This is a genomic window from Modestobacter muralis (assembly GCF_010682105.1).
GTDB lineage: Bacteria > Actinomycetota > Actinomycetes > Mycobacteriales > Geodermatophilaceae > Modestobacter > Modestobacter muralis.
This window is the reverse complement of the sequence record NZ_JAAGWH010000013.1, coordinates 431,885-443,786: the sequence shown is the minus strand read 5'-3', so window position 1 is coordinate 443,786 and position 11,902 is coordinate 431,885. Positions and strand designations below refer to the sequence as shown.

Annotated in this window: 10 protein-coding genes; 8 read left to right on the top strand and 2 right to left on the bottom strand. The window is 72.2% G+C overall.

Features of this window, described 5'->3' with window-relative positions; genetic code table 11:
- Nucleotides 1-49: 49 nt before the first annotated feature.
- Complete coding sequence (locus tag GCU67_RS06250) at nt 50-682, bottom strand: helix-turn-helix transcriptional regulator (RefSeq protein ID WP_163610183.1); 633 nt, start codon at nt 680-682, stop codon at nt 50-52.
- Between the two features lie 428 nt (nt 683-1,110).
- Between GCU67_RS06250 and GCU67_RS06245 the strand changes: the two genes are divergently transcribed.
- Both GCU67_RS06245 and GCU67_RS06240 read left to right on the top strand, forming a co-directional pair.
- Complete coding sequence (locus tag GCU67_RS06245) at nt 1,111-3,684, top strand: transglycosylase domain-containing protein (RefSeq protein WP_163610182.1); 2,574 nt, start codon at nt 1,111-1,113, stop codon at nt 3,682-3,684.
- 91 nt (nt 3,685-3,775) lie between these two features.
- The gene (locus GCU67_RS06240; protein WP_163610181.1) at nt 3,776-5,263 is read left to right on the top strand and encodes a glycosyltransferase 87 family protein; all 1,488 of its coding nucleotides are present in this window, start codon (nt 3,776-3,778) and stop codon (nt 5,261-5,263) included.
- 114 nt (nt 5,264-5,377) lie between these two features.
- Here GCU67_RS06240 and GCU67_RS06235 read toward each other — a convergent pair whose 3' ends face one another.
- Nucleotides 5,378-6,190, bottom strand: a complete 813-nt coding sequence (locus tag GCU67_RS06235) for a deoxyribonuclease IV (protein ID WP_163610180.1) — start codon at nt 6,188-6,190, stop codon at nt 5,378-5,380.
- Between the two features lie 213 nt (nt 6,191-6,403).
- On the opposite strand from GCU67_RS06235, the gene rpsF reads away from it, so the two are divergent.
- The 6 genes from rpsF (at nt 6,404) to GCU67_RS06205 (ending at nt 11,804) form a co-directional block, all read left to right on the top strand.
- Nucleotides 6,404-6,691 (top strand): 30S ribosomal protein S6, encoded by a 288-nt coding sequence (gene rpsF / locus GCU67_RS06230; RefSeq protein WP_163610179.1) that lies wholly within the window; start codon nt 6,404-6,406, stop codon nt 6,689-6,691.
- Nucleotides 6,692-6,693: 2 nt separating this feature from the next.
- Complete coding sequence (locus tag GCU67_RS06225; protein WP_163610178.1) at nt 6,694-7,197, top strand: single-stranded DNA-binding protein; 504 nt, start codon at nt 6,694-6,696, stop codon at nt 7,195-7,197.
- A gap of 107 nt (nt 7,198-7,304) precedes the next feature.
- On the top strand, nt 7,305-7,541 hold the full coding sequence (rpsR, locus tag GCU67_RS06220; RefSeq protein ID WP_163610177.1) for a 30S ribosomal protein S18: 237 nt from the start codon (nt 7,305-7,307) through the stop codon (nt 7,539-7,541).
- 11 nt (nt 7,542-7,552) lie between these two features.
- Nucleotides 7,553-7,999, top strand: a complete 447-nt coding sequence (gene rplI / locus GCU67_RS06215) for a 50S ribosomal protein L9 (protein WP_163610176.1) — start codon at nt 7,553-7,555, stop codon at nt 7,997-7,999.
- Nucleotides 8,000-8,604: 605 nt separating this feature from the next.
- Complete coding sequence (dnaB, locus tag GCU67_RS06210) at nt 8,605-9,975, top strand: replicative DNA helicase (RefSeq protein ID WP_163610175.1); 1,371 nt, start codon at nt 8,605-8,607, stop codon at nt 9,973-9,975.
- Between the two features lie 140 nt (nt 9,976-10,115).
- Nucleotides 10,116-11,804 (top strand): hypothetical protein, encoded by a 1,689-nt coding sequence (locus GCU67_RS06205; RefSeq protein ID WP_163610174.1) that lies wholly within the window; start codon nt 10,116-10,118, stop codon nt 11,802-11,804.
- The last annotated feature ends 98 nt before the right edge of the window (nt 11,805-11,902 follow it).

The following is an 11,902-nucleotide window of genomic DNA, read 5'->3' as shown; positions in this document are numbered from 1 at the left end:
GGTGCAGAACTGGTGGTGCCGTGCCGTGCCGATGGTGCTGCCGTGCGGGTCAGGTGGAGCTGGTCGAGCCGTGTGGTGCGGGTGGTGCTGTCCGGGGGGCCGGCGGCTCGGCCGCCGGCGGTGCGGCACCGGGGTCGGTGCGCTCGCTGTCGATCAGCTCGGTGAGCCAGCGGACCTCGCGGTCGACGGAGTCCAGGCCGTGCCGCTGCAGCTCGAGCGTGTAGCGGTCCAGCCGCTCCTGGGTGCGGCGCAGCGAGTCCAGGAGGCGGTCGCGCTGGCGCTCGAGCGTGCGGCGGCGGCCTTCGAGGATCCTCAGCCGCACGTCGGAGGCGGTGTGGGCGAAGTTGGCGAGGTGGACGCCGAAGCGGCCCTCGTCGTCGTAGGCCTCCGGCCCGGCCTCGCTGACCAGGTCGGCGAAGCGCTCCCGGCCCGCGGGCGTGATCGTGTAGACGACCTTGCCGCGCCGGCCCGTGAGCGTCGGGGCGTCGGCGGGCAGCAGGGCCCGCGGGGTCGGCTCGTCGCTGGAGATGAGCCCGGCGGCGTGCATGCGCTTGAGCGCGGGGTAGAGCGAGCCGTAGGAGATGCTGCGCCGCCCGCCCAGGACGGCGGCCAGCTCCTTGCGCAGCTCGTAGCCGTGCACGGGCGACTGGTGCAGCAACCCCAGGATGGCGAACTCGAGCACCGTGTCACCTCACTCTCGGCCGGTCGATGTATCGAGACGATACATCTGGACGTACTACGGACCGCAAGTCGGGACGCCGTCGGGCGCCTGGCTGCGCGGTCGGGGCGACGTCGCGGGAGCGTCCCGGCAGGCCCTCCGGGTGTGTACATCGCCCGTTGTGCCCGGACGTCGGTCGGTGGTGGACTACGCAGGGGCACGTCCCGACCCGCGCCGGGCCGCTCCCGGGACGAGCAGCACGCAGCCTCCGGCGCCCCGTCGCGGCGGAGTGGTCGCCGCACGGCTGGGACCGGTGTGCCGTGTGGTGCACGAGAGCCGGATCCCGGTCCGCTCGCTGCCGCCGCACAGCCGGAGACGGCATCCTGGGTGAGCCGGGCGGAGCGACACCTCGCCACCCGACATCCCACGAGCAGCAGGAAAGGGGCCACCGCGTGCCTCCCTTCGACGAGACCGCCCGCGTCGGCCCCAGTGCCGGCGCGGTGCGTCGCCCCCCGGCGGCCCGGTCGGCGAACGGTGGCGGCGCCGCAGCGCCGCGCCGTCCCGCGCCGAGCCGCACCCGGACGACGGCCTCCCGCAGCGGTGAGGCCCGTCCGCCGGCGGCCCGGTCCGGTGGCGGTGGCGGGCGGCCCCCGGCGAAGCCGCCGACCGGCGGACGTCGTCCCGGGAGCTCCGGCAGCGGTGGCTCGGGCCGCCCGCCGGGTGGGGCGAAGCGCAAGCGCACCGGCAAGCAGCGGCGGCGGCGCTTCCTGAAGTTCCTCGTCGGCGCGTTCGTCAGCATGCTGGTGCTGCTGGGCGTGTTCGTCGGCGTCGTCTACGCCTCGACCGAGGTCCCCTCGCCGGAGTCGATCACCAACAAGCAGACGACGGTCCTCTACTACGCCGACGGCGTCACCGAGATGGCCCGGCTGTCCGACGGGGAGAACCGCACCAGCGTCCCGCTCGCGCAGATCTCCGAGCCGGCCCGCAACGCCGTGCTGGCCGCGGAGAACAAGAGCTTCTACTCCGACCCCGGCATCTCCTTCACCGGCATCGCCCGGGCGGCCTACAACAACCTCAGCGGTGGCTCCACGCAGGGCGGGTCGACGATCACCCAGCAGTACGTGAAGAACGCGATCCTGAACTCCGACCAGACGTTCAGCCGCAAGTTCAAGGAGCTCTTCCTCGCGGTCAAGCTGGACAACGAGTACTCCAAGGACGAGATCCTGGAGAACTACCTCAACACCATCTACTTCGGTCGCGGCGCCTACGGCATCGAGACCGCGGCCAACACCTACTTCGGCGTCCCGGCCTCGCAGCTGACCGCCGAGCAGGGTGCGGTGCTCGCGGTGCTGATCCGCAACCCCAGCGCCAACGACCCCGAGACCAACCCCGAGGGCGCGCAGAAGCGCTGGGGCCTGGTGCTCGACGCCATGGTCGAGTCCGGCTGGGTCGACCCGGCCGCGCGGACGCCGATGGTCTACCCGCCGGTGCAGCCCAGGACGGGCGCCAACCTGGGCATCCCGTCCGGGCCCGAGGGCCTCATCGTCGAGCAGGTGCTCGACGAGCTGGCCGGCCCGGAGATGGCCTTCGAGAACGTCGAGGGCGCCGGGCTGCGGGTCACCACCACGATCAACAAGGGCTACCAGGACGCTGCGGTGGCCACGGTCAACGAGGTCATGGACGGCGAGGACCCGGCGCTGCGGCAGGCGCTCGTCGCGATCGACCCCCGCACCGGCGGCGTGCTCGCCTACTACGGGAACAAGCGGCACGGCAGCGACAACCCCGACGACGACACCACCGACTACGCGCAGGCCTACAAGCAGCCGGGCTCGTCGTTCAAGCCGTACACGGTCGCCACGGCCCTGCAGAACGGCTTCAGCGTCGACACCAAGCGCGACGGCACGTCCCCGCAGGAGTTCCCGGACCGCGAGCGGGAGGTGGTCAACTCCGGCAACGCGCAGTGCGCCGCCTGTTCGATCAAGGAGGCGGTCACCAAGTCGCTGAACACCACCTTCTACGGCCTGGCCTACGACGTGGGCCCGGCGAAGGTCGCCGAGCAGGCACGCGCGGCCATGGGCGTCGACCCCACCTGGCCGGACGACGCCACCGTGCCGGACACGCTGCGGGGCAAGACGTCGCTGGCCAGCCCGGAGAACGGCCAGACCGGTGGCGCGATCGGCATCGGTGAGTACGAGGTCCGCCCGATCGACCAGGCCGTCGGGTTCGCCACCCTGGCCGCCGGCGGGATGTACCACGAGCGCCACTTCGTGGCCCAGGTCGCCGACAGCAGCGGTGCGGTGCTGCGCACGGTGACCGGTGCCGAGGACGCCCGGTCCGTCATCCCGGCCGACGTCGCCAGCGACACCACCTTCGCGATGGAGGACGTCGCCAAGGCGTCCAAGCGCTCGCTGGAGGGAAACCGCCCGGTGGCGTCGAAGACCGGCACCCAGGGGCTCGGTGCGGAGAACTCCGACGCCTGGATGGTGGGCTTCACCCCGTCGATCTCGACTGCGGTGTGGATGGGGACGCAGGGCATCGCGCCCATCCGGAACTCCCAGGACAAGATCATCTACGGCTCCGGCCTGCCCGGTCAGATCTGGCAGCAGTTCATGGACACCGTCCTGGCCGGCACGCCGGAGGAGCCGCTGCCCACGAAGTCGGTGATCAAGGCCGACCCCTCGCTGACCGACGCCGCCGAGGAGACGACCGAGGCGCCGGCCACCAGCAGCGAGGCCCAGGCCACCCAGGTGCAGCAGGAGACGCAGGCGCCGGCGTCCTCCGCCGCCGCCCAGACCACCGCGGCCGCCGAGCAGCGGGCACGGGACCGGGCCAAGGCGGAGGCCGACCGGGCACGTCAGGCAGCGAACAGTGCCGCGGCAGCCAGCAGTGCCGCCGCGGCGAGCAGTGCCGCTGCGGCCGAGGCGAGCAGGTCGGCGAACGAGAGTCCGGCGCCGGACCCGTGCACCGTCGACCCGACCGCTGCCGGCTGCTCGGCGGCACCGTCGGTCGACCCCCCGGACAACTGACGCCGCCAGGCACACTGACCGCGTGACCGCACCGTCGACGGGCCCGTCCCCTGCACTCCCGGGGGGCGGGCCCGTCGCGTCGGGCGCCTCCGTGACGACCCGCCGGCGGGCCGACCTCGCCGTCCCGGGTGAGCCCGACCGCGTCGTGCCCAGCTGGGTGGACCCGGTGGTGGCGCAGGCCAGCGAGGCCGTCGGCGGCCCGTGGGGCCGGCACGCCGTGACCGGACGGGCGCTGTTCTGGACGCCGCTGCGGGTGTGCCTGCTGTTCACCGTGGCCGTCCTGGCCCTCGCCTGGGCCAAGCAGGCGCCGTGCGCGTCCGGCGACTGGTCGGGCTCCAAGCAGTACACCCACCTCTGCTACAACGACGCGGTCCCGCTGTTCGGCATCCACGGCCAGGACCAGGGCCTGGTGCCCTACCTGGACTCCGCGGTCGAGTACCCGGTGCTCACCGGCGGCCTGATGCAGCTGGCCGCGGTGGTCGGCCGGGCCTACGACTCGCTGGCGGCGGGCCCGGGCCTGCTGCCGGACACCGTGCCGGTGGAGACCTACTACGTCGTCACCTGCCTGCTGCTGTCCGCGCTGGCGCTGCTGGTCACCCGCGGCGTCCTGGGCCTGACCGGCCGCCGTCCCTGGGACGCGGCGATGGTCGGTCTCTCACCGCTGCTGCTGGTGCACGCCTTCACCAACTGGGACCTGCTGGCCGTCGCGCTGACCACCTTCGGGATGCTCGCCTGGGCGCGCCGCCGTCCGGTGCTGGCCGGCGTGCTGATCGGTCTGGGGATCGCCGCCAAGCTCTACCCGGTGCTGCTGCTGGGGGCCCTGCTGGTGCTGTGCCTGCGCGCCGGCCGGCTGCGGGCCTGGCTGGCGACCACGGTGGCGGCCGCCCTCGCCTGGCTGGTGGTCAACGTGCCGGTCGCCCTGGCTGCGCCAGAGAACTGGGCCCGCTTCTTCAGCCTCAGCGACACCCGTCCGGCCAACCCGGAGAGCATCTGGGCGATGTTGCTGGACCTCACCGACGGGCAGGCCCTCGACGGGCCGCTGGCCGCGGGGCAGGCGCCGTCGGTGCTCAACGCGACCGTCGCGGTGCTGATGATCGCCACGTCGGCCGGGGTGGCGTTCCTGGCGCTGGCCGCACCCGTGCGCCCGCGGGTGCCCCAGCTGGCGTTCCTGCTGGTCGCGGCGTTCCTGCTGTTCAACAAGGTCTGGAGCCCGCAGTACTCGCTGTGGCTGCTGCCGCTGGCGGTGCTGGCCCGGCCGCGCTGGCGCGAGCTGCTCGTCTGGCAGGTCACCGAGGCGCTGGTCTGGCTCACGACGATGCTGTACTACCTCGGCACCGACAACCGGGGCATCGGCGTCGAGTGGTTCTACCTCTCCGTCGGGGTGCGGGACGTCGCCGTCCTCGTCCTCGCGGGCCTCGTGGTGCGCGACGTCTGGCGCCCGGACGCCGACCTGGTGCGGCGCAGCTGGTCGGGCACCGACGACCCCGCCGGCGGTGTCCTCGACGGCGCCCCCGATGTGCGCACACTGCGACGCTGGCGCGCCGCACCGCGGCCAGCAGCCGTGCCCGAGCCGCGTTGAGCCGCTGAGCCGCTCGATCGCGGGACCCTCCGGGCCCCACTCCTCGCGGTCCCCAGTGGTCGGGTCCCGCTCGTCCGCGGAGTCCCGCAGGTGCGTGCGGCCGTGCGTGGCCGGTCAGCCCAGCGTTTCCCGGAGGAGGGCGATCTCCTCGGCGTGACCGGCGGCGTCGCCGGGGGTCTCCAGCACCACCGGGGCACCGGCCGCGCGGGCGACGCCGACCAGCAGCTCGAGCGGGATCTCCCCCGAGCCCAGCGGGGCGTGCCGGTCGCGGCCGGAGGCAGCGGGGTCGCGGCTGTTGTTCAGGTGCACCAGGTCGATGCGCCCGGTGACCGCCCGGACGTCGTCCACCACGCGGGTGAGGTCCCAGCCGGCGGCCCAGGCGTGGCAGGTGTCCAGCACGAAGCCGGCGCCGAACTCGCCGACGGCGTCCCACAACCGGGCCACGGCGGCCAGCTCGCGGGCCATCGCGTTGTCCCCGCCCGCGGTGTTCTCGATCAGCACCGGGACGCCGAACCCGCCGTCGTCGGCCTGCCGGGAGAAGGTCTTGCGCCAGTTGTCGACGCCGGCGGCGGGGTCGTCCTTCGCGAGCACGTGCCCGCCGTGCACCACCATGCCCGCCGCCCCGATCGCCGCCGAGGCCGCCGCGTGCTGGGCCAGCAGCTTGCGGCTGGGGATCCGGATCCGGTTGTTCGTCGAGGCGACGTTGGCGATGTAGGGCGCGTGCACGAAGACGGCGACGTCGGAGGCCAGCAGCGCGTCGGCGTCCGGGCGCGGCAGCGGCTTCTTCCAGCCCTGCGGGTCGGCGAGGAACACCTGGACGGCGTCGGCGTCCATCTCCGCGGCGCGGGCCAGCGGGCCGCCGTCGTCCAGCTCGTTGTCCTCGGTCAGGCCCGGTCCGACGTGCACGCCGATCAGCTGCTCAGCCACCCGGCGACCCTAGTGCGCGCACCGGTGTGGAGGCCCGGTGAGCCGCCCCGTCCACAGCGCGAGGAGGCAGGGGCGGCCGCGCTGGTAGCCTGTGCGGTGCTCGTCCCGTCTGCTGCCCGCTCCCGTGGGCCTGGACGGGGTGGGCGACGCGTGTACGACCCTCCTGCTGCAGATCCCCTGCGGCCGCTGAGACCAGAGGAGGTGGGGTTCTCCGTGCGTCACTACGAACTGATGATCATCCTCGACCCCGAGCTCGAGGAGCGCACCATCGCTCCCAGCCTGGACCGTTTCCTGACCGTCGTCACCAACTCCGGTGGCACCGTCAAGACCGAGATCTGGGGCCGCCGTCGGCTGGCTTACGAGATCCAGAAGAAGGTCGAGGGCATCTACGCCATCGTCGACATCCAGGCCGAGCCTGCCGCTGTCGCCGAGCTGGACCGCCAGCTGAACCTCAACGAGTCCATCCTGCGCACCAAGCTGATGCGGCCCGAGGTCCACTGACCATGGCCGGCGAGACCGTCATCACCGTCATCGGGAACCTGACGGCCGACCCGGAGCTGCGGTTCACCCCGTCCGGCGCCGCCGTCGCCAACTTCACCGTCGCCTCGACCCCCCGCACCTTCGACCGTCAGTCGCAGGAGTGGAAGGACGGCGAGGCGCTGTTCCTGAGGTGCAACGTCTGGCGCCAGGCGGCGGAGAACGTCGCCGAGTCCCTCACCCGCGGCTCGCGGGTCATCGTGTCGGGGCGGCTCAAGCAGCGCTCCTTCGACACGAAGGAGGGCGAGAAGCGCACCGTCATCGAGCTCGAGGTCGACGAGATCGGCCCCTCGCTCCGCTACGCCACGGCCAAGGTCACCCGCGCTGCACGCAGCGAGGGTGGCGGCGGCGGTGGTGGTTTCGGTGGCGGTGGCGGCAACGGTGGCGGTGGCGGCGGCGGCTTCTCCGGCGGCGGTGCGAGCGACCCCTGGTCGACTCCGCCGGCGTCCTCCGACGAACCGCCCTTCTGACGAAGGACCCCGTCGCCCCCCGAGCCACGCTCCGCGCGGCGCGGGCCCCTGCGACGGGGCCTGACCACACAACATCTCTGAACTGATCTCTCCCAGGAGAACCCCAAGTGCCGAAGCCTCCCCCCCGCAAGATCAAGAAGAAGGTCTGCCAGTTCTGCAAGGACAAGGCGACCTACGTGGACTACAAGGACACGACCCTGCTGCGGAAGTTCATCTCCGACCGCGGCAAGATCCGTGCCCGCCGCGTCAGCGGCAACTGCAGCCAGCACCAGCGTGACGTCGCCGTGGCCGTGAAGAACAGCCGCGAGATGGCACTGCTGCCCTACACCTCCACGGCGCGCTGACCATGAGCACCATGAAGCTGATCCTGACCGCCGAGGTGACCGGTCTCGGTTCCTCCGGCGACACCGTCGAGGTCAAGGGCGGCTACGGCCGCAACTACCTCCTGCCGCGTGGGCTGGCGATGCTCGCCACCCGCGGGGCCGAGAAGCAGGTCGCCAGCCTGCGTCGGGCGCGTGACGCGCGCGACGTGCGCACGCTCGAGGAGGCCCAGGCCGTCGCCGCCCGCCTCTCCGGGCTGACCGTGACCCTGCCCGCCCGCTCCGGTGACGGTGGCCGTCTCTTCGGCCGCATCACCACCGCCGACGTGGCCGCTGCGGTCACCGCCGCGGGTGGCCCGGAGCTGGACCGTCGTCGCATCGAGCTGCCCAGCAGCATCAAGAGCGTCGGCACCCACACCGTCACGGTGCGGGTCCACCCCGAGGTCAACGTCCCGGTCACCCTGGACGTCGTCGCCGGCTGACGAGCGGCCCCTCCCCGGAGGGGTCGCACACAGCACCGCCCCGAGGGGCGTCGGACTCCGGTCCGGCGCCCCTCGTGGCGTTCCCGGGCCCGGGGTCACCTGTCCACCGTGTCGACACGGCGCCTCCAGCGGCCCGTGGACGGAGCGTGGACCCCAGGGTGGTCCGGGAGGTGGCCGGCGCACTCCCCCGCCGGTGGACGAGCAGCCGGACCACCTGGCGCGGTGCCCGTGTGACCAGCGGGAACGACCCGACACGCCGGTGGTGGAGAACACCCCGTCGGTCGGCAGATTTCTTCCGTCCACACCCCGGGACACAGCGGAGTGCAGGTGACGGGCGGGTTGACGGGACACGACGGGCCCCGGTCCCCCGCGCTCTCCACACGGTGACCACCGCAATCCACCGACTTGTCCACAAGTTGTGCAGAGAGGCGTGCACAGCGGTGTTGGACGGACCCCCTCCCTGGTTCCTACCGTCGTCCCCAGCTCCCGCCGGACCGAGGACTGTCGGTACCCGGTGGTAGACGTGTGTCGAACAGCTGTTCGAGCAGGATGCGTCGTGTCGAGGGCCCCTGGGCTCTCGGGCACGGCTGAGAAGGGTGGACCACGTGGCGGTACTCGACGACATCAGCAGGCCGCGGGCTGCGGCTCCTGAGTACGACCGGCAGCCCCCTCAGGACGTCGCCGCCGAGCAGTCCGTGCTCGGCGGCATGCTGATGAGCAAGGACGCCATCGCCGACGTGGTGGAGGTCCTGCACGGCGCCGACTTCTACCGCCCGGCGCACCAGATCGTCTTCGACGTCGTCCTGGACCTCTACGGCCGCGGCGAGCCCGCCGACGCGATCACCGTCGCCGCCGAGCTCAACCGCACCGACCAGCTGTCCAAGATGGGCGGCGCGGTCTACCTGCACACCCTCATCGCCTCCACGCCCACCGCCGCGAACGCCGGCTACTACGCCGCGATCGTCGCCGAGCAGGCCGTCCTGCGGCGGCTGGTCGAGGCCGGCACCCGCGTCGTGCAGCTCGGCTACGGCGCGGCCGGCGGCAAGGGCGACGTCGACGACATCGTCGACCGGGCCCAGCAGGAGATCTACGACGTCACCGAGAAGCGGATGAGCGAGGACTACTCCCGCCTCGCCGACGTCCTGCAGCCCACCATGGACGAGCTGGACGCCATCGCCTCCCGCGGTGGCACGGCCCGCGGCGTCCCGACCGGCATCCGCGACCTCGACGAGCTGACCAACGGCCTGCAGTCCGGGCAGATGGTCGTCATCGCCGCCCGCCCCGGTGTGGGCAAGTCGACCCTGGGCCTGGACATCGCCCGGTCGGCGTCGGTGCACCACCACATGCCGGCGGCGATCTTCTCGCTCGAGATGAGCAAGCACGAGATCACCATGCGTCTGCTGTCGGCGGAGGCGAAGGTGCCGCTGCACCACATGCGCGCCGGCACCCTCTCCGACGAGGACTGGTCGAAGCTGGCCCGCCGGATGGGCGAGATCGCCGACGCCCCGCTCTACATCGACGACTCACCGAACATGACGATGATGGAGATCCGGGCCAAGGCGCGGCGGCTCAAGCAGCGCAACGACCTCAAGCTGATCGTCATCGACTACCTCCAGCTGATGACCTCGGGCAAGAAGGTCGAGAGCCGCCAGCAGGAGGTCTCGGAGTTCTCCCGTGCGCTGAAGCTGCTGGCCAAGGAGCTCGAGCTGCCGGTGATCGCGATGAGCCAGCTGAACCGCGGGTCGGAGCAACGTCAGGACAAGAAGCCGATGCTGTCCGACCTCCGTGAGTCCGGCTCGATCGAGCAGGACGCCGACATGGTCATGATGATCCACCGCGAGGACATGTACGAGAAGGAGTCCCCGCGGGCCGGGGAGGCCGACATCATGCTGGTCAAGCACCGCAACGGCCCGACCGCCAACGTCACCGTCGCCTTCCAGGGCCACTACAGCCGCTTCGTCGACATGGCGAACTAGCAGGCAGGTCACCGTCCCGAGTCGACTCGACACGCCGCTCTCACCAGCAGGTTCCCTCGACGGCGGTCCTCCCGCTACCTTGCCGCGGCACACCTCGCCCGCCCGGGCGCCGGTCGTCGCGCGAGGGCAGGAGAGTGCACGTGTCGGTGTCCGCGGGGTCTCGTCGTCGGTGGGCGTTCGCCTCGGCGGTGATCGCATCGTTCGGTCTGCTGGCCGTGCCGGGAGTCGCTTCGGCGGCCGACCCGACCCCGGTCGCTGCGAAGTACGCGGCCCTGGGCGGTGCGGCCGGGGTGCTGGGCCCGGCTCTGGCTGCTGAGGACTGCTCGCTGACCGGCGGCGGTTGCGTCCAGGACTTCGCGAACGGCGCGATCGTCTGGTCGTCGGCGACCGGCGCACACGCGCTCACCAATGACGAGGTCCTCACCGAGTGGGTGGAGTGGGGCGCGGTCGAGGGCGACCTCGGCTACCCCACCCGGGACACCTTCTGCGGCCTGGCCGGCGGCGGCTGCGGCCAGCACTTCACCGGTGGCTCGGTCTACTGGTCACCGGCGAGCGGCGCGGTCGCGGTGTACGACGTGGTGCGGGACGTGTGGTCGGCGCAGGGCTGGGAGACCGGCCCGCTGGGCTACCCCACGTCCGATGTCGAGTGCGGACTGGACTGGGACGCCTGTCTTCAGCACTTCCAGCGCGGCACCGTCTACGACTCCCCCGCCGGCACCTTCGCCGTCAGCGGCTCGATCAAGGACCGGTGGGGCGCGCAGGGCTGGGAGCGCGGCGACCTCGGCTACCCGACCAGTGCCCAGTTCTGCGGACTGAAGAGCGGCGGGTGCGGCCAGCACTTCGAGGGCGGCTCGATCTACCGCGGTCCGTCGGGCACGTTCATCGTCACGGGAGCTGTCGAGGAGCGCTGGGCGGCGCAGGGCTGGGAGAACGGTCAGCTCGGCTACCCGGCGTCCGAGCAGTTCAACGCCCTGGCCAGCGTCGGGCAGCACTTCCAGGGCGGCTCGATCTACGACACCTGGTACGACGGCGTCGTCCTCGTCCCGGTGCCCCTCCGTGACGTCTGGGCCGCCGAAGGCTGGGAGCGGGGCATGGGGTACCCCACGTCCGACGCCTTCTGTGGTCTCCGGAACGGTGGCTGCGGGCAGGAGTTCCACAACGGGTCCATCTACTCCTCACCGGCTGGCACGTTCGCCGTCAAGGCAGCCGAGGCGGCGTGGGCGGCCCAGGGCTGGGAGACCGGCGCACTCGGCTACCCGGTGTCGAGGCCCTTCCAGACGGTGGACCAGGGTCTCGGACAGCACTTCCAGGGCGGCTCGGTCTACACGTCGTACAAGGGCACGTTCGCGGTCACCGGTGCGATCAGGGACAAGTGGGCCGCTCTGGGCTGGGAACGCGGCCACCTGGGCTCGCCGATCTCGACGGCCTTCTGCGGTCTGCGGGGCGGCGGCTGCGGTCAGCACTTCCAGTACGGCTCGATCTACAGCTCGCCGACGGGCACCTTCGCCGTCCCGACCATCAGGAACGGGGTCTCTGACCTCCGCTCGGCATGGGCCGCGCAGGGCTGGGAGAGCGGTGCGCTCGGCTACCCGACGAGCGACTTCTTCTGCGGTCTCAGCAACCTGGGGTGCGGCCAGCACTTCCAGGGCGGCTCGGTCTACTCGGTCCCCGGGCCGCTGGAGTCCGTCGCCGTCCCGACCGCCATCCGGGACGTCTGGGCCGCCCGTGGATGGGAGAACGGCCGGTACGGCTATCCGTCCGGGCCGGCCTACTCGGTTGCCGGCGGCATCGCGCAGCCCTTCGCGGGCGGCACCATCACCGTCCGCTGACCGCTGAGACCAGCGCCGCAGCGGGCCGGCGAGCACGAACGGGTGAATCGCCTTCAGGCGAGACCGGGTGGTGTCGATACAGATCAGGACGCCCCCCG

Coding starts and splice junctions, on each gene's coding strand:
- rplI (WP_163610176.1), top strand. CDS start 7,553: ATGAAGCTGATCCTGACCGCCGAGGTGACCGGTCTCGGTTCCTCCGGC.
- GCU67_RS06225 (WP_163610178.1), top strand. CDS start 6,694: ATGGCCGGCGAGACCGTCATCACCGTCATCGGGAACCTGACGGCCGAC.